The following is a 19,420-nucleotide window of genomic DNA, read 5'->3' as shown; positions in this document are numbered from 1 at the left end:
CGCTCATTCCAAGCCTTAAAACCAAATGCGTAATTGTTATGGATAATGCTCGATTTCATAAAAACAAATGCATTCAAAAACTACTGAACAGACATGGCCATCGTATTCTATGGCTACCACCCTACAGCCCTGATCTTAATCCCATCGAGAAAAAATGGGCACAGGCAAAATTTCTACGCCAAGGGTGGATGGAGAATAATCTACCTAAACCGTTTCGTGATATGGGATGTATCTCTTTTATTCTGGATTAACTATATGAGAATTATGAAAGAGAGAAACGATTAATTACAAATGATTCTGCTTTATATCAGAAACTAGAAAATGGAAACTCATGTAAATTATTTGTGTATGGTGTCATTTAGAACATTTAGAACATTTAGAACATTTAGAACATTTAGAACATTTAGAACATTTAGAACATTTAGAACATTTAGAACATTTAGAACATATACATTCTTGTAATTTTAGATATTGACCATTATTTGCTAATTATTTAAGATAAATAATGCTGTAGGTGGTGAACCTGGCTCAACAAGAGAAGATAAAACCACTTCATTAGGTTTACAAGTATGGAAGCGCGATTTTACTTTGTTAGGACTCACACCGCGACTGGTATTTGATTATGAAACGACATCAAGTAATTTTGCTTATTATGATGATCGGGATGAAAAGTCAGCAACGATTTTATTAACCAAAACTTTTTAGTACGGCAGATTCGATAGGTTGCTCTCATAAAAAAACCTCGCCATAATTGGCGAGGTTTTTTAGTCATACAATAGTGAATAAAAAGTGCTTACTTATTCAAGTTCATTTCCATTTCTTTAAATTTCGCTTTGATTGAATCCTTTGGACCGCCTGTCATGATACTTACTGCAAAGATCGCAATAGTACTAAGAACGAAACCTGGAACAATCGCATATAACCAACTGTTAAGCGCCATACCGTTCATTTGGAAAGGACCATATATCCATAAGATGACCGTTAATGCACCAACGACCATGCCAGCAACAGCACCGTTACGGTTCATACCGCGCCATATCAAGCTAAATATTACTAGTGGTCCAAAAGCAGCACCGAATCCAGCCCACGCATTTGATACTAGGCTTAGTACAGAGCTTTCTGGATCAGAGGCTAATAAGATTGAGACAACAGCAACTAATATAACAGAGATACGACCTACTAGTACTTGACGAGCTTCTGGGGCATCTCTATCTAAAAATAGTTTATAAACATCTTTGGTTAATGAGCTTGATACTACCAAGAGCTGTGATGAGATAGTACTCATGATCGCTGCTAAAATAGCGGCTAGTAAGAAACCTGAAACCAGTGGTGTGAATAAGAACTGTGTAAAGACTAAGAAAATCGTTTCAGGATCTTCCAAGGTCATTGCGGTTTTTTGTACATAAGCACGACCAGCAAAACCAGTCATCAATGCACCAATCAAACTAACAATCATCCAGCTCATACCAATATTACGTGCCGTTGGTATGTCTTTAACTGAACGTATTGCCATGAAACGTACAATAATATGCGGCTGACCAAAATAGCCTAAGCCCCATGCTAGTAAGGAAATAATACCCATGATTGTCATACCACTGGTAATATTAAGCAGGTTTGGATCAATGTTTCGAACGGCTTCAGTCGTTGCTGATATACCACCAAGGTCAGTAAAGGCAACAATAGGAACGATCACCATGGCAAATAGCATGATTATGCCTTGCACAAAGTCAGTCATTGATACTGCTAAGAAACCACCAAATAAGGTGTAAGCGACGACAACGCCTGCGGTAACCCACAGACCAGTACTATATGGAAGATTAAGCGAGCTTTCAAATAGCTTACCACCACCAACTAAGCTGGCTGCGGTATAGACAGTAAAGAATAAGATAATAACGACTGCTGAGAACACGCGAAGCATATGCGACTTGTCTTCAAAGCGGTTAGCAAAATAATCAGGTAGTGTGATTGCGTTGTCTGCAATCTCAGTATAAACCCGCAAACGCGGTGCGACGATAATATAATTTAAGAAGGCACCCATGGTCAAACCAAGCGCAATCCATACACTCACGACGCCATCGGCATACATGTAACCTGGTAAACCAAGTAATAGCCAACCCGACATATCTGATGCGCCAGCGGATAGAGCGGTTACGGCAGGACCTAAGCTCCGACCGCCGAGCATATAGCCTTCAGTATCATTGGCTTGCTTAAAATAAGCGTAAATGCCAATCCCAATCATCACTAAGAAATAGGCGCCAAGTGATACTAGCACGCCACTAGAAACTCCGTTCATATAAATTGTCCTTAACCAACTTTATTGGCTGTTATATTTTTAACGAAAAAAATTAAGTCTTACAAGACGATACTTAGAAACAATATCTAAAGACGAAAAAAGCCATTAAGTAGGACATAATGGCTTTTATTCAATATCTTCTGTTAGTTTTATATGATTGATGCTGTTCTAGGACTAATACTTATAAAATAGTGATTAAAAGGATACGGCAACCCAGTTTGCTATTTTGACTGCCTGCATCTGCTAATCACTAAGAACTATTAGTCGCTTATATAACCAATCATTTAAAACCATTAAACCTACTGTTTACTATCATATATTACTAGAGATGTTCAATATATGACTATCAGTGTTGTTTAGGTAAACTTATGTTATAAAAAACGTCAGGCGTATTATAACGCATGAGAGTCAAAAATGCGAATTGGGCAATTTTCTCAATAATTAGGTTCCATCAACAAAATGCTTAGCATAAATTAGCAATCTTTTAGCCAATAGCTCTTTACTCGATCGGAGCAAGTAAGTCTAATAAAGCAGTAACGCTATTAGATTGTGTTAGTTTTGGATTGATAACGACGCCTAAATAACGCTGCAATTCAATATTGTCGGCCATATCAATACGTTCTAAATCTTGACTAATCATGGTTTGTGGCAATACTGACCAGCCGAGTCCAACTGAAACCAACATCCGAATAGATTCAAGCGGATTGGTGCTCATGGTGGCATAAGGTTTCAGATTGTGTTTCGCAAATTCAGCCAAGGTAATCTGACTGGTAAAGGTATTGGCAGATGGCAAGATAGCAGGATAGCGTGCCAATTGCTCTAGCGTCACATTAGACTTTGTAGCTAAAGGCGATAACGTACCGGTCATAAAGTAGAGCGGATCTGACCATAGGGTATGATAGCTCAAGCGCTTATCATATACAGGCGGTAATGTTAAAAAGGCCAGTGATAAGTCGCCATCTAACACTGATTTGTGAGCGGTTTCTGAATCCACAAAGTGCACTTCTAGCTGTACGGCAGGATACGCTTGGATAAAGTGCTTTAATACAGGCGCTAAATGATGTAAGCCGATATGATGGCTAGTGCCAATCACAAGTTTGCCGGATACAATATGTTTAGAATGTTGCAAGTTGATTTTGAAGTTTTCATAATCTTCAAGCCAGCGTTTGGCATGAGGTAACATCTCACTAGCCGCTTGGGTGGGCACAATACCGCGGCCTACGGTATCAAATAAGGTGATATTAAATTCATCTTCTAAGTTTTTGATACGTTTACTGACCGCAGGCTGAGTAATAAACAGTTTTTCTGCGGCACCTGAAATGCTGCTTGTTTGCATAACAGTAACGAATGTCGTTAAATTCGTGGTATTCACACCGATGTCCTTAGCTACGTAGCGAGCTATAAATAAAAGTTGGCTGACCTAGTCATAATGTATTAGAAATAAAAGTTTGTGACTATGCAATAATCATCAATTATTATTATAGGATTAGCCTGCTATAATCACAAGACATCAAGACGTATTGTGACATATTTATTATATTAATTTGATTATTTGCCCATAAAGCTTGGTTTATTAGCCAATTGCGGCGCTCAGCATCAAATTACGGATAAAAAATTTCTAGCCTGATATCATATAGGCACAAGATAGACACAAGAAAAATGAAGTCATTAGTCACTAAAAAGGATAGCAACATGGCCGGTCAAACGTTATACGACAAACTTTGGAATGCACATGAAGTCACTAAGCGCGATGATGGCTCGAGCCTAATTTATATCGACCGCCATTTGCTACACGAAGTGACGAGTCCGCAAGCATTTGAAGGCTTAGAGCTGGCCAATAGAGCACCGTGGCGACTGTCTGCTAATATCGCAAGCCCAGACCATAATGTGCCAACGGTGACTAAAGAGCGCTCAGAGGGTGTTGCAGGGATTAAAGATAAAGTCTCTCGCCTACAAGTACTGACGTTAGATGATAACTGTGCCAAGTTCGATATTGCTGAATTCACTATTAATGATGCTCGGCAAGGTATCTTGCACGTGGTCGGACCTGAGCAAGGCTTGGTCTTACCCGGTATGACCGTTGTCTGTGGTGATTCTCATACCGCCACTCATGGCGCACTAGGCTGTTTAGCGCACGGTATTGGCACCTCTGAGGTTGAGCATGTGCTTGCTACTCAGTGCTTGATTGCTAAGAAAATGAAAAATATGCAAATCCGTGTCAATGGTGAGCTTGGTGCTGGCGTGACTTCAAAAGATGTCGTGCTTGCTATCATTGCGCAAATCGGTACTGCTGGCGGGACAGGGCATGCGATTGAATTTGCTGGTCAAGTCTTTGAAGATATGACGATGGAAGGGCGCATGACCGTCTGTAATATGGCGATTGAAGCGGGTGCGCGCGTGGGTATGGTTGCGGTTGATGATACCACTATCGATTACGTTAAAGGTCGCCCTTATGCACCAACTGCCGATCAATGGCAGCAAGCAGAAACGTATTGGCGTACCTTTTATTCAGACGATGATGCCGTATTTGATAGCGTGATTGAGATTGATGGCAGTCAAATAGCGCCACAAGTATCGTGGGGCACCTCACCTGAAATGGTTGTCGATATTACCCAGTCAGTACCAACACCAGATCAAGCCATTGACGAAGCACAAGAAGAAGGTTGGTTGCGCGCTTATACTTATATGGGCTTGCAGGCAGGACAGAAGATTACTGATATCCAGCTTGACCGTATATTTATTGGTTCTTGTACGAATTCGCGTATTGAAGATTTGCGTGATGCAGCAGCGGTCATTAAAGGACGTAAAGTGGCTGATACTATTAAAGAAGCCATTGTCGTTGCGGGTTCTGGACAAGTGAAGTTGCAAGCAGAAGCAGAAGGCTTGGATACTTTATTTACGGATGCTGGGTTTGAATGGCGTGAGCCGGGCTGCTCGATGTGTCTGGCGATGAATGCGGATAAGCTTGAACCTCAAGAGCATTGTGCTTCAACTTCTAACCGTAATTTTGAAGGTCGTCAAGGTAATGGCGGACGGACACACCTAGTGAGTCCTGCAATGGCAGCAGCAGCTGCGTTAGCCGGTCACTTCGTTGATGTGCGCACGTTTTAACTAGCCACTTAGTTATCTATAATTAGTTATTAGCAGCGTTTTAATCAGCTATGCTTTAACCATTATTATGACCTTCATATTAGAGGATATATTTATGCAAGCTTATAACACCCAAACGGGTATCGTTTGCCCACTTGATCGCGCAAACGTCGATACCGATCAAATTATTGCAAAACAGTTTTTAAAGTCTATTAAACGTACAGGTTTTGGCGTTAATCTGTTTGATGACTGGCGTTATCTCGACGAAGGGTATCCGGGTCAAGACAATAGCACACGTATTGTTAATCCAGACTTTATTCTAAATCAGCAACGCTATCAAGGCGCTAATATTTTACTGGCGCGCCGTAACTTTGGTTGTGGCTCTAGTCGTGAACATGCGCCTTGGGCGCTTTCAGAGTACGGCTTTCGTACCGTCATTGCGCCAAGCTTTGCCGATATCTTTTATAATAACTGTTTTAAAAATGGCATGCTACCGATTGTATTGAATGAAGAAATCGTTGATACATTAATGAAAGCCACGTTTGCTAATAAAGGCTATGAGCTGACTGCAGATCTTGAGCGACAGGTAGTTATTACGCCAACGGGTGAAGAGTATGCGTTTGAAGTAGATGAATTTCGCAAGCATTGCTTGCTAAATGGTCTTGATGATATTGGACTGACTTTACAACAGAGCGATGCTATTAAAGGGTACGAGCATAAAATGATGCAAAAAACACCTTGGATATTCAATGAAGTCAGAGCGTAGTTATTAATAACAACATATTAACAACGAGTGATTAACAGTAAATGCTGAAGTGATTAACAGTAAATACTGAATCAATCTCTATTAATCACTATAAAAAATAGCTTAGCGCTAATACAGCGTTGAGTTATGGTGATTAAATGGCTAAAATGAATGGTAGTCTGTTTTTATATTATTATATCTTCTATCTTATCAATAGTAGCCATCATTATGAATAAAACACGTTTTGCAGTATGGACAAGCACGGCTATTGCCACAAGCTTATTGTTATCTGGCTGTCAGGCTTTGACGGGCTACAAACAGATAGATCAAACAGAAAGCGCAAAGGCGTGGACGGGTAATATCAAGCCTGTCGCTGGTGAAGTAAATATTGCTTGTGTCGGCACTTATCACTGTGAGATTGTGCAGATAGACCGTACTATGGTCATTGCGCCTGATACTCATAAGCCTTTTAATGCCAATATGCTGGTTGCGATGAAAGGTGCGAGTGGAAACGGCAAAAGTGGCACTGGCAATAAGCATGCGCAACTACCAACGACCATGGATATGACCCCGCTTGCTCATAAAAACGCGATCAAAATTGTTCCTTTATCAGCATCTGGTATGCCAGGGCTGACCAATTATTATGCTCGAGTACAACCTGCTAAACGTGAAGTACATGTTAACTTCTATCCAGAAAATAATGTGGGTTACGTAGAACGTTTTGCCATGATTCATGATTTTGTTAATCCTGGTACTTATCAGCTACGTGCTTATCAAAAAAAATCTAGTCAAAACTCGGGTAGCCTGTTAGACACAGCATCGCCACAACCTTTATGTGTGGATCTTTATCAAGGCAATACAGTGCAGCGCCGCTTCTGTAAAGAGATCGGCACTGAACACCAAGGAGAGTTTGTAGAAACTCGTATGGTTAAGGCAACACCAGTACAATCAAAAGTGAAAGTAAGAGCCAAAGCGTGACTATCAAAGCGTGAAAACTAAAGTTTAAGAGCCAAAGTTTAACAAGCACAATGTAATAGTCAAAATTTGACAGGCAAGCAGCTTGTCTTTAAGTATTTATTCTAATCGTTTAAAACTAAATTTTTGAATAAAAAATAATGAAATATATGACTTCTTGTGCAACTCGTTGTGCAAGAAGTCATTTTTTAGAGAGCTGTCATTAAATGATAGCAAGACTATAAATAAAAATTTACTTACCCAAAAGGATCATTATGGCAACGATTTTAACACTAGCGGGCGATGGTATCGGCCCTGAGATCATGACTCAAGCCATTGATGTGCTCGAAGCTATCAATACTAAGTTTGCGTTAGGTTTGACCCTTGAGTCTGGATTAATCGGTGGCGTAGCATTTGATGCAACTGGAGAGCCTTTGCCAGAAGAGACGCTACAACGTGCGCGCGCAGCAGATGCGGTGTTATTGGGTGCCGTTGGTGGTCCTAAGTGGGATAGTATCGAACGTAGTAAACGCCCTGAGCGTGGTCTGCTTAAAATCCGTAGTGAGCTTGGGTTATTTGCCAATCTACGAGTGGCAAAGCTTTATCCGCAACTAGTTAATGCCTCTAGTATTAAACCTGAGATTATCTCAGGTTTAGACTTGTTGATTGTTCGTGAATTGACGGGTGGTATTTATTTTGGTGAGCCACGCGGTATCCGCACCCTAGAGAATGGTGAGCAGCAAGGCTATAACACTATGGTTTATAGCACGAGCGAGATTAATCGTATCGGCAAGGTTGCTTTTGAGCTGGCACAAACACGCGCGCAAGCAGCGGGTACACCTGCCAAAGTTTGCTCTATCGACAAGGCCAACGTATTAGAAGTCACTGAGCTTTGGAAGCAGACGATGATTGAGCTGCAGCAAACGGACTATGGTGATGTGGCGTTATCGCATATGTATGCTGACAATGCCTGTATGCAACTTATCAAGGATCCTAAACAGTTCGATGTCATGGTAACAGGCAATTTGTTCGGTGATATCTTATCTGATGAAGCGGCTATGCTTACTGGTTCTATCGGTATGCTACCATCGGCCAGTCTCGATGAAGCAGGGAAAGGTATGTATGAGCCTTGCCATGGTTCAGCCCCTGATATCGCAGGACAGGATATCGCCAATCCATTAGCTACCATTTTATCGGTCGCGATGATGCTGCGTTATACTTTTAAACAAGAAGCGGCCGCGCAAGCGATTGAGCAAGCGGTCAGTGACGTCCTTGATGACGGCTTACGTACGGTTGATATCTTAGATCGTAATGAAGACGGACTAAAACAAGTAGGCTGTCGAGAAATGGGACAAGCGGTATTGGCCAAATTGGTTTAGCTGACGCTGCTCTAACATAGCCTGAGAATTCTCAGATTAATGCATCCGTTGACGTTTTCGACTGTATTATTATGATAGATATAAATTTAAGGGTTATAAATTTCTGTCATGATGAACCCATAAGTTGCTGAGCAATTTATGGGTTTTTTCTTTATTACTTTTTAGCTACTTTTTATGCTTATTTTTATGTTTCTTAAAAAAGCTAATTAATGTAAATATATCTAACCAGACAGCTGCAAAAAAATCCTTGCTTTAACACAGACATTGTAAGATAAGGGCTTTATTAACATAAAGCTGTCATATCCTCACAGGAGGACAGTGGCACTATTATCTACTTGTAAGTACCATGAGATGATTAGTATCCGTTCAAATATTACTGTATCAATATTGATATATTAAGGCGATGTGATAGTAATAATTAAAAAAGCTGATTATGTATCAAGAGACTAAAAATAATAATCATTTATCATTTTTAATAGCTCATTTTTTAACACCAAAGCTTTTCATAAAAAATACAATGTAAAAAAATTTAGGAGTGTTAGATGTATCAATTAACAAAAATTAGCACGGCGATAGCTGCGCTTGGTTTATCAACCGCGCTGTTGATGGGTCAAAGTATCGCTGCGACCAACGACGATAGCGCCAATGTCGCTGATAAAACTACAGCTAGTAATACAACTGATATAAGCCCAGTAACTAATGAAGTAAGTCAACAGGTTGCTGGTAAAAGTAAAACTGCCGTATCGTTAAACAAGTTTTTACCTGCCATCAAATATACAACAGAAAATTTGCCAGTGGAGGCGCAAAAGGTAAATAGTGCTACTTGGAAACAAGGTATGAAGAGAGATCGTGATACTACTATCAAGCTGCAAGCTCTATTAAACTGGCATCAAAATGGCGTTGGTGCAGTTGATGGCTCTTGGGGAAAGAATTCTCGTAAAGCGATGCAAGCTTTTCAGATGGCAAATGGGTTGACAGTGACAGATACGTTAAATAATGAGACGTGGCAGGCACTAAGCAAAAACGATAAGCTTATGGCACAACCAGTATTAGTAAGCTATCAGCTTACTGATGCTGACATTAATATCAAAACCACAACCATTCCAGCAGGCGCAGAAGCCAAAGCCAAACTTGAAGGTATGTACTATGAAACTGTCATTGAAGGTTTGGCAGAAAAGTTTCATATCAGTGAAAACTATCTTAAAGCGCTCAACCCAAACGCTAAATTTTCGGTAGGCGAAACTATTACCGTTTATAATCCGGGCAATCCTAATACCAAGCCGGTCAGTCGAGTCATTGCTGATAAAGCCACCGAAACATTATACGCCTATGACGATAGGGGAAACTTAGTCGCTAGCTATCCGACGACAGTAGGTAGCACGGCCACGCCGTCCCCAACCGGTACGCATACGGTAAAAGTAAAAGTGCATGAGCCTAATTATACTTATACCGCAGAAAATGGTAGTAAATCTATTCTTCCACCGGGTCCTAATAATCCAGTAGGATTAGTATGGATAGGTCTCAGTAAGCCATCATATGGTATCCATGGCTCACCTGACCCTGCTCGCATCAGCCGCCAAGCATCGGCAGGTTGTATACGTTTAACCAACTGGGATGCGCTTGCGCTGCTAGGTGTGATACAAAATGGGGCAACCGTTGAGTTCAAATAACGGCTTTAAGTCATACATTAAGATTGATGTTTATCATTCAAACTTTATAGGTTATTCCTAACCACAAGGTGCTATGATAAAATTTAGACATAAAAAAATACCGCTTATATTCAGCGGTATTTTTTTGGTAAAAGCAAAATCGATGTGAATACTAATATCAACTTACTAAAATATGATAGGCAATAATGAGTAGGTTAGCAGTATCATTATTATTATCAGTTAAACCACTCAAGCATTATAAGCATGCTCTTATAACCAATTTAGTAACTAAGAGTTTTCAGTAATTAAGAATTTAGTTTTTACCACGATAAGTGATGCGACCTTTAGATAAGTCATAAGGGGTCATTTCAACCTTGACTTTATCGCCAGTTAAAATACGAATGTAATGCTTACGCATCTTACCTGAGATGTGCGCAATGATTTCGTGTCCGTTTTCTAAACGAACTTTAAACAAAGTATTTGGAAGGGTGTCAATGACTTCGCCTTCAAATTCAATAATCTCGTCTTTTGCCATAATTTGTATCATCAATCAATTTAAAATAAGCCCATATTATACGTAAGTTAGCAGATTAAAGCAATACAGAACCTGATTTTTACTTGACAGCCTGTAAGTGATATGTATGTCAGTTTATACTAATTAGTCAGGAAGGTTGAGCCAAATAGGTGTTAAAGGAGCATTGGGTAATAAGCTTTGAAAGTGCTCAGGATAATAGGCATTAATAAAATACAGCCCATCACCAGAAGCGGTAGGCGGTGCTATCGTTCGATCTTTCTTAGCCAAAATGTTTAAAAAATCTGCTGGTTCTAATTCGTGTTTGCCGATGGCGTATAGCGTTCCCATCAGATTGCGAACCATATGATGTAAGAATCCGTCGGCTTGAATATCAAAAACGATAAACTGACCATGGGCAAAAATATTTGCATGACTGATATTACGCACAGGCTGATTAGATTGACAAGCCGCGGCACGGTAGCTGCTAAAATCATGCGTACCGACGATATCAGCAGCAGCCAGTTGCATAGCGGCTAGATCGAGTGGCTCATGGATATGAGTGACTTGATGATTGAGGATGGCAGGACGCTGAGTCTGATTTAGGGTTATATAGCGATAACGACGAGCAATGGCTGCAAAACGGGCATGAAAATCTGCGGGCATCGGTTGAACCCAACGTAAAGCAATATCATCAGGCAATAGACTGTTCACACCGCGTAACCAGTTGTTTGTGGGTCGATAAGCATGAGTGATAAAGTGGGCAATCATGTTGCTGGCATGGACACTTGAGTCTGTGCGCCCTGCTGCAATGACTTCTACTGGTTCATTGGCGACGGTACTAATGGCATTTTCTAAGGCTTCTTGTACGCCCAACACTTCTTTTTGGCGTTGCCAGCCATGATAATTCGAACCCAAAAATTCAATGGCAATGGCTAACGTATATGTTGGTCTGCTTTCGGTTTCGATGCTTTCAGTTTCAATACCTCTAGCTTCAATATTTTTGGCGTCAATATCTCTAGTTTCAATGTTTCTAGCTTCAATATTTTTAATGTCGATGCTTGTAATCTCGGATGTTTTCATTTCGGAACTTATGTTTCGGAGCTTGTATTTCAGAGCTTGTAAAGTAAGGGGTGATTAGGGCGCTTTAAATGTCTAAAATACCCTAGTATTCATTTAGCGTTTTTTGATGCGCGTGCCAGTTTGGTTAACGTTATTTAACCAGCGTTGTCGACGCCGTGCAGGGCTATCATAGCGTAGCAGCAACCATAGCAGGCGTGCATAAATAGCAGGGATTGTTAATCGCCCACCTGCAATGACTTGGTAATCATATTGCCAACTACCAGCTGCATAAGTATCGCTAACGCCACCAAACGGTGATTGGCTGCCACATATCACCATGTGACCTTTTTCGTAAGCCAACTGTAATGCCTCTGCTAACTCTGCTGAATAAGGAACATTACCAGCACCAAAGCCTAGTAAGATAATGCCACAAGGCGGTTGTGATAATAGCGCGCGTAGCTGATTATTTAATACATCGGTTGCATTGGGCAAACAATATAAAGCATGAACGCAGGCTTGCTCAGCGCGAACTTGAATATCATCGATTATGTCTTGTTGGTCATCAAGCCAGTGCTGCCGGCGTACATCCGGAAGGGTTTTGATATAACTATTAGCTGGATAAGCCGCTCTAGAATGACCAGTAAATGCCATGAAATCATGGCTATGTATCTTTTGTACGGTTTGTGCAGGCCATGACTCGCTGCCAAAGGCAATCTTCACACCTGACTCACCGGCAGCTGCCAGTTTTAAAGCATCCTTAAGGTTGCTCCAAGCATCGCTTTGGGCGTCAATAGTGTAAGAGTGCAGTACTTCACTGTCCAATAACGGTCGCATACTACCAGTGACAACGACACAAATATCACTACCAGCAAAGGCTTCTGCTAAGAATGCACCCAAGTAGCTTAAGGTATCAGTGCCGGTGATTAATACAAAGCGCCTACTACCTTGCTCATAAGCTGACAACAGCAGCTTATAAAAATGCACAAAATCGCTAGGGGTGAGCTGACTACTGTCTTTAATAAGCGTATTGTTCAGCCAAGAGATTGGCAACAGATTAACCGCATTATCTGGATCAATCAGTAATTGTTGTAGTGTCGGCAAAAACACTTCTGCTGATAATGGTGCTAATGGACGCCCATAACTGCCAAAAGTGCCGCCAGCATAAATGAGCTGGATGGGTGTAGAGGTTGTCTTGGTCATAAAGGATGAGGGCATAGTATTAGCATAATAAATAGAAATGAGAGAAAGGATAGAGCAGAAGACTTAGTGGAAATAGAAAACTTAATGATAATGGAAAATAGGGCAATCAAACTCAAAATGCAGCGAATATCCTTTACTAGTAGAATATTCGCTACTACAACAGCACTCTTTAATAAGTGCGTTAGGCCGTGCGTTCAAGCAATAATTGTGCTTGTTGCTGTTGTTCGTTATTGCCTTGAACTAAGACTTCGTTGAGTAAGCGTTTGGCACTATCATACTCACCCAGTTGTACATATTGACCTGCTAAGTCTAGAGTCACTTGATTACTGTCTAAAGTTTTAACAAAATCAAAGTCTGCTGCAAACCGTGACGAGAAATCTTCTACTGTTTCAACATTAGTTTCAGCAGTAATTTCAGTACTATTATAAGCAATACTGCTAATATCATGATCAACTTCAACAGGCATGGTCGCTGTTGGAGAGTCTGATAACGTATCAAAGTCAAAATTATCATCTATTAATGTATCGTCATCGAACATAACGGTAGTCGGTGACATGCTAGATGCTTCAGACTTATTTTCAATAATATTGATGTCTTCGAAACTATTATCTTCAACATTACTATTTTCAAAACTATGGCTGTCAAATACATCGCCTTCAATATTAAAATCATCAAAGCTGTCTTCAATAGCAATAGGTTGCTCAATAGCCGCTTTATTTTCTATTTCAGTTGATGCATTGATACTATCTAAAGATAAAATCAGACTATCTTCATCTGTTTGAATCGCGTTTGTAGTGATTTGATCATCGACGCTGATATTATTTTTCCCAGCATCAACTTCTAAATCCAAGACAAAATCTTCCTCATCTAACATGATTTCATTCGAGTTGTCTTTAGAGACAGGGGTAACAGGAGATTCAGTAGAGATGTCACTCTGCTCAGATAACTCAAAGTCGAAATCAAAGTCATTATTGTCTGTGTCTGTAGCAGTCGTTGAATTCGCTAGGGTTTCTTCATCTGCTATATTTAGCGTAGTGAGCGGTGTCACACTAGCATTATCTTCTAAATCATCAAGACTAAGGTCAAACGCTTGATCGATGTTGTCAAAGCTATCAAGGTTATCAAAATCGCTCGAAACCGTTGAGGTTTCATCGGTGGCATTTAATAAATCCTTTTTATACTCAACAGGCTGAGTAATAGCAGTGTCAAGGGTTGAAGTATTATTTCCAACTTTATCAGCTGGGATATCAAAATCGATACTTTCAAAGCCAGCATCTTCGCTGTTATCTGCTGGTAGTGCTCGCTGGGCTATTTGATTTTGTTCCTCAGTAAGCAAGGCCTTTAGCTCATCAGCTTGTGCGATACTTTTTGCATCATTATGCGCTTTGATAGAGTCATAGACTTTATTGAAATTCTCAGATTGATCTATCGTGGCATATACCGCAAGTAGCTTGAGAGATAATTCGCTGTCATGAGGTTTTTCAATCAGACCACGATTAAGTGTTTCAATGGCTTTGTCATAGCGCTGTTGATCCATAAAACGTTGAGCGATCTCAATATGATCAAATTTTTTCTCATTGCTGTCTCCAACTTGCGCAGGCGTACCTTTGGAGGCAGCTTGTGTCGATAAAGACTCCGTTCCACCTGCCTTTATAGTGGGCTGACCTGATGGTTTTTGCGCTTTGTTTTTGCGCATGACCAAGACTGCTACGATTAAAATAAGCACCAAGCCGGCGATGATATATAGCATATTGTCCATAGTGACTCCCACGCCTACTGTTGCAGTTGACTGCATTGATCAGCTAGGCAATTATTGATTGCGTAATTTTTTAAGACGAGCTTGCAGCTCAGCCAGTTTTTGGTTTTGTAATTGCAGTTTTCTAGTATAGCTTTCAAGTGTGCCACTGGTCTTTGATAAGCGCTGAGCTTGCGACGCTGTACTTTGTCTTGATGATTTTAAAATGGTTAATACGTCTGTGCTAAGCCCGTTGCCTGCTGCCATGCCTGATTTGGTTTTAGTGCCATCTGCGCTACCTTGATGACCAGGAGCGATGACAGAAAACTGTGCTTTTGGCAATGTCTGAGTCTTTGTTACTGCTGGTTTCGCAGTGCGCTTGGCTGCTTGAGGGTTTTCAGGTGCAGTTTTAGATGCTGGTTTTGAAGTCGGTTTTGGCGTGGATGATTTTTTTGCAACGGGTATGCTGGCTTCCCTATTATATTGTCTCTGAGCGCTAATCGCCGCCTCTAGCTTTTTCTGTGATGGCAATACATCATAATTGGGCAGGCTTAGCTGTGCATCGGCTTTTAATTGATCAGCATTTTTATTAATGAAAGCGCCAGCATTCTGCGATTTAATTTCCTTCATGACTGTTTGAACATCAAGATTGTTTTTCTCTGCGATTTGCTGGGCAATGACCCATAAGCTGTCGTTGCGCTGTACAGTATAATTGACCTCAGCATTACTTGATTGATTCGCTACTGCTTGTTGCGCCGCGACTTGATTTGATGCAACGCTGCTAGAGGAGATATCACTAGTGGATACGTTATTGAGAGGTGTGTTAGCAACAATATTATTGGTAGAATTAGCTTGAATTGTTGAAGCCTGATTATTTAGTGTTGGCGGCATTGCCGTCTTAGGGCTCATTGGTATAGCAACCATCATATCTGTACTGCGTTCATTATTAAGCTGTATCTGACGGACGATTTGTATATTTAATATATCGAACTGTTTGTCAGTCACTGCATCTTCTTCAATAGTATCTGATGATAAAACATTAAGGCTGGTTGCGGCAGTGTTATTAACGCTTGTTTTATTATCTGAAACATTGTTACTAGTATTGCTTGTATTCACATATTTTTTGTCTAAAGAGCTTTTATCTAAAGCATTTGCTGAGCCAGCATTATCATTATTTAGGCGGCTAGGCGCATAAACTGTAGTATTACTTTGTGTCGTGGCAGTGACTGCAGCCGGCAAGCTAGATGATATAGTAGGCGCTTGAATGTTAGGTGCCTGAATTTTAGGTGCTTGAATATCGCGTGCGGGCAATTTTGCCGCTGCCAAATCAGAGGCTGATGATTTATATGTTGATACTTTGGGTGATGAAAATAATGGTGGCGGTGTACCTTGTCTAACGGTTAACGGTTGCGCATTAGTGACAGAAACAACCGGTAAGTTGGGCTTTTTTGCCCCTGTAACGATGTTTTTAGAGGGAGTAATCGGTAAGCTGTCATTAAGGGGCATGAGTAATGTCTTAGGAATAACATTGCGCTGAGCGCCATCATTAATAGCTAAAACCACATCTGCAAAAGGCTTGGATACGGGCTTAGTGGTAGTGATGAATACCTGACCACTGGTGGCGGAAGTTGGCTGAAAACGTACCGTCATTGAATCAGTTGGTGTTAGACCCATTTGCTGATAAACAGTAGAATTCACCAAACTGGCCGAAAAATCGGCAGTTTTAATATCAGTGACCAAAATACTGGCGGCTAAAGGCTCGTGCTGAGCAGAGGTTACGACGGTTTTGCCAATCGTTGCTGCTTGAGCACTAGATACTAGGGCTGCATAGCCTACTGAATAAAGTAGTGCCATCGATACCGCGCGATGTACCGTAGTCAAGCGATGAGATAAATGACAAGACATGTGCAGCCCTTTAAGATGAGAGTTATCTGTGTTGTTATAACAAAATAGCGTTTAGTTTACCAGTTTATTCCACTACTGTTGTGATCAATACATTAATTGTTTGCTTAATGTTTGCTATCAGCCGTGAGCTTTTTTATCAAGCAGCATGGCATCGCCATAACTAAAAAAACGATACTGCGTTTTAATAGCATGTTGATAAGCCTGTTCGATAGATGCTTTACCTGCAAAGGCTGACACTAGCATCAACAAAGTAGACTTCGGCAAGTGAAAGTTCGTTAGTAATCTATCTACAACACCAAACTTGAAGCCCGGATAAATAAAGATATCGGTATCACCTGACCAACTAGCAAGTGCTTGTCCATTAACTGCTGTTTTTTGATACGCGGTTTCGAGGACACGTGTCACTGTTGTACCAATAGCAATGACTTGCTTGCCATTGGCATGTGTTTGATTGATAAGGTCGGCGGTAGTCTGAGGCAGGTGTGCATATTCACTGTGCATGGTGTGATTAAGCAGGTTGTCTGTTTTTACGGGGGCAAAAGTACCTGCACCAACATGGAGTGTAACAAACGCCGTATGAATGCCTTTTGCAGCAAGCTTATCTAACACTATCTCGTCAAAATGTAAGCTGGCCGTCGGTGCTGCTACGCTTGCAAGCTTGGCTGGGTCATGAAATACGGTTTGATAACGGGTATTGTCGGTAGCATCAGCATGGCGATCAAAGTAGGGCGGGATGGGCAGCTCACCATGACGCTCTAAATCAGGCAAGATGGGCGCATCAAAAGCCAAGATAAATAAGTTCTCTTGACGACCAATCATCACGCAATTCATGTGATTGTCAGCAAGCGCTAAACGCTGACCAAGCTTAGGTGCTTTACTGGCTTTAACATGACAAAGAGCGACATATTTTTCTGTGCTAAGTATATCGTCTAACGTTGCCAAATCTAAAGTTGCACTATTCAAATCAGCAATATCAACCAAGCGCTCAATCAGCACTTCAACCTTTCCGCCTGTATCTTTTTGACCGAACAGACGCGCTTTCATCACTTTGGTGTCGTTAAAGACTATCAAATCACCGGTGTTTAGCAGTTCAGCCAGCTCTGCAAACAATTTATCTTCAATCTGGCTGACATCATCATTTTTATTATTAGCAGGTAAATATAGAAGCTTTGACGCCGAACGCTGCGCTAATGGGTAGCGGGCAATTAACTGATCTGGTAGCTCGTAATCGTAATCATCAACACTTAGATACTCTAAAATGTCGTCACTTTTATTACTATGGCTATTGCTATCGTTATTGGTATAAATAGTGAGGTTATTATCTAAATCTGTTAGTTGCGAATCAGTCATAAATAGTCTTTCAATAGAGTGGGATTTTGGCGTAATTGTAGCAGAAATGAGGAATGTTTTCCTAAGTTCTCAGAGTATATACCACTTAATAATAATTAAAATAGCCTAAGTATTTTATATTGCCAATGAGCAAAATCTCAAATCATTTTTCATTAAAGTTTAGTCACGTTATTCAAATAAATCTAACTGTGGTATTAGCTGTGTGGCAGGTGTTAACGAAGAGAAGGTCACACCCACAAGCCTAATAGGAAGTTGGCGCGGAATATCTAAAAATAGCTTATCTAACCAGTAGTGGGCAGATTCAGCGCTATCAAAAGCGGTGGATAAAGTGTGCGAACGCGTCACTTGAGTAAAGTCAGCGTATTTAATTTTGAGCGTAATGGTATAGGCGATGAGCTGTTTTTTGTGCAGCTGATGAAAGGCATCGGCATTTTGCTCATAGATTTGTTTTAATAGTTCCTCATCATGTCTTAAATTGTCTCTAAAGGTTGTCTCGGAGCCAACAGATTTGTGCGTGCGTTCAGATTTGACGGCGCGATCATCACGACCATGGGCGATATCATAATAAAACTGTCCGCGCTTACCAAATTCATTGACCAATATAGCTGCTGGCGTGCGACGAAGATCGGCACCATGACTGATACCCATCGCATGCAAGCGCTTGGCAGTTGCTTTGCCAATACCGTGAAAACGTTCAATAGGCAGGGTACGAATAAAGGCATCGGCATCCGCTGGCGTGATAACCGCAGTGCCATTAGGCTTATTGATATCAGAGGCAATTTTTGCCAGCATTTTGTTAAAGGAGACACCTGCAGAGGCATTCAGATTTGTTTGTTCTAAGATTTGCGCCCGTAGCCAATTTGCCATCAATGTCGCTGAGCCTTTATGCGCGGATAATCCGGTCACATCAAGATACGCTTCATCTAATGATAATGGCTCAACGAGCGGCGTTAAGCTGTGCATGATGCGGCGGATATCGCTACTGACGGCGCGGTAAACATCAAATCGTGGTGGTACAAATATGACCTCTGGACAACGCTTTTTCGCTTCATAACACGACATGGCGGAACGCACACCAAACTTACGTACTTCATAACTGGCAGCCGCAACCACCCCGCGACCATTTGGATCACCACCGACGACCAATGGCTTGCCACGCAGCTCAGGGAAATCACGTTGTTCCACACTGGCATAAAAAGCATCCATATCAATATGGATAATTTTACGCAGGCTTGGTTGGTTAATAGCGGTCATATATACTATTTTACCTGATTTCATCGCATTATTTTAGTGTCTGTTGCTCAAGTCTAAAATGGTTTATGATGGTATGTTGAGAGTGATTTGAGTAATAAAAATGATAGCAGTTAACTACATCGTCTTTACCCTTGAAAGCAATTTAATCATTTTTAACGTTTTTAGCTATAGTCAGTTCAAAATAAAACTGTTATGGCCAGGACAAATATCATAAAACAATTTAGATAAGTCGTTTTCCATCCAGCCTTGGCGTAGAAACTTCACCTGAGCCCATTTTTTCTCGATAGGGTTCA

General features: G+C 40.9%; 15 protein-coding genes and 1 pseudogene. 7 read left to right on the top strand and 9 right to left on the bottom strand.

Going from position 1 to position 19,420, the window contains the following annotated elements; genetic code table 11:
* Both WAZ74_RS05780 and WAZ74_RS05775 read left to right on the top strand, forming a co-directional pair.
* Positions 1–251 (top strand): transposase (locus tag WAZ74_RS05780; RefSeq protein WP_422306742.1); only part of this gene is annotated, 251 nt, incomplete at its 5' end.
* 253 nt (positions 252–504) lie between these two features.
* A pseudogene (locus tag WAZ74_RS05775) lies at positions 505–705 on the top strand (surface lipoprotein assembly modifier); the annotation flags it as partial.
* 88 nt (positions 706–793) lie between these two features.
* Here WAZ74_RS05775 and putP read toward each other — a convergent pair.
* Positions 794–2,293, bottom strand: coding sequence for a sodium/proline symporter PutP (gene putP / locus WAZ74_RS05770; protein ID WP_422306740.1), 1,500 nt, complete (start codon positions 2,291–2,293; stop codon positions 794–796).
* Positions 2,294–2,792: 499 nt separating this feature from the next.
* Complete coding sequence (locus WAZ74_RS05765) at positions 2,793–3,665, bottom strand: LysR family transcriptional regulator (protein WP_422306738.1); 873 nt, start codon at positions 3,663–3,665, stop codon at positions 2,793–2,795.
* 320 nt (positions 3,666–3,985) lie between these two features.
* Between WAZ74_RS05765 and leuC the strand changes: the two genes are divergently transcribed.
* From leuC to WAZ74_RS05740, 5 genes are all read left to right on the top strand, one after another.
* Positions 3,986–5,404: a 3-isopropylmalate dehydratase large subunit gene (gene leuC / locus WAZ74_RS05760; protein WP_422306736.1), complete on the top strand. Its 1,419-nt coding sequence runs from the start codon at positions 3,986–3,988 to the stop codon at positions 5,402–5,404.
* Positions 5,405–5,498: 94 nt separating this feature from the next.
* Positions 5,499–6,149: a 3-isopropylmalate dehydratase small subunit gene (gene leuD / locus WAZ74_RS05755; protein WP_422306734.1), complete on the top strand. Its 651-nt coding sequence runs from the start codon at positions 5,499–5,501 to the stop codon at positions 6,147–6,149.
* Between the two features lie 207 nt (positions 6,150–6,356).
* A complete protein-coding gene (locus WAZ74_RS05750; RefSeq protein WP_422306732.1) occupies positions 6,357–7,106 on the top strand; it encodes a hypothetical protein in 750 nt (249 codons plus the stop codon).
* Positions 7,107–7,357: 251 nt separating this feature from the next.
* Entirely contained in the window at positions 7,358–8,461 is a 1,104-nt protein-coding gene (leuB, locus tag WAZ74_RS05745; protein WP_422306730.1) for a 3-isopropylmalate dehydrogenase, read from the top strand.
* Between the two features lie 542 nt (positions 8,462–9,003).
* A complete protein-coding gene (locus WAZ74_RS05740; RefSeq protein WP_422306728.1) occupies positions 9,004–10,131 on the top strand; it encodes a L,D-transpeptidase family protein in 1,128 nt (375 codons plus the stop codon).
* Between the two features lie 292 nt (positions 10,132–10,423).
* On the opposite strand, the gene infA is transcribed toward WAZ74_RS05740, so the two are convergent.
* The 7 genes from infA to dinB all read right to left on the bottom strand — a co-directional run bounded on the left by infA (position 10,424) and on the right by dinB (position 19,127).
* Entirely contained in the window at positions 10,424–10,645 is a 222-nt protein-coding gene (gene infA, locus WAZ74_RS05735; protein WP_010199824.1) for a translation initiation factor IF-1, read from the bottom strand.
* A 123-nt stretch (positions 10,646–10,768) separates the two neighbouring features.
* Complete coding sequence (gene truA, locus WAZ74_RS05730; protein ID WP_422306724.1) at positions 10,769–11,704, bottom strand: tRNA pseudouridine(38-40) synthase TruA; 936 nt, start codon at positions 11,702–11,704, stop codon at positions 10,769–10,771.
* Positions 11,705–11,797: 93 nt separating this feature from the next.
* Positions 11,798–12,883: an asparaginase gene (locus WAZ74_RS05725; RefSeq protein WP_422306722.1), complete on the bottom strand. Its 1,086-nt coding sequence runs from the start codon at positions 12,881–12,883 to the stop codon at positions 11,798–11,800.
* 181 nt (positions 12,884–13,064) lie between these two features.
* Positions 13,065–14,642: a FimV/HubP family polar landmark protein gene (locus tag WAZ74_RS05720; RefSeq protein ID WP_422306720.1), complete on the bottom strand. Its 1,578-nt coding sequence runs from the start codon at positions 14,640–14,642 to the stop codon at positions 13,065–13,067.
* 51 nt (positions 14,643–14,693) lie between these two features.
* Complete coding sequence (locus tag WAZ74_RS05715; RefSeq protein ID WP_422306718.1) at positions 14,694–16,523, bottom strand: type IV pilus assembly protein FimV; 1,830 nt, start codon at positions 16,521–16,523, stop codon at positions 14,694–14,696.
* A gap of 117 nt (positions 16,524–16,640) precedes the next feature.
* Complete coding sequence (gene queA, locus WAZ74_RS05710; protein ID WP_422306716.1) at positions 16,641–17,873, bottom strand: tRNA preQ1(34) S-adenosylmethionine ribosyltransferase-isomerase QueA; 1,233 nt, start codon at positions 17,871–17,873, stop codon at positions 16,641–16,643.
* Positions 17,874–18,041: 168 nt separating this feature from the next.
* Positions 18,042–19,127 carry a DNA polymerase IV gene (gene dinB, locus WAZ74_RS05705; RefSeq protein ID WP_422306714.1) on the bottom strand — a complete coding sequence of 362 codons (1,086 nt, stop codon included), beginning with the start codon at positions 19,125–19,127 and terminating at the stop codon, positions 18,042–18,044.
* Between the last annotated feature and the right edge of the window lie 293 nt (positions 19,128–19,420).

This window comes from Psychrobacter sp., from assembly GCF_049295055.1.
Classification (GTDB): Bacteria; Pseudomonadota; Gammaproteobacteria; order Pseudomonadales; family Moraxellaceae; genus Psychrobacter.
Note: the sequence above shows the minus strand (reverse complement) of the source record. Positions and strands in the feature narration are given on the sequence as shown.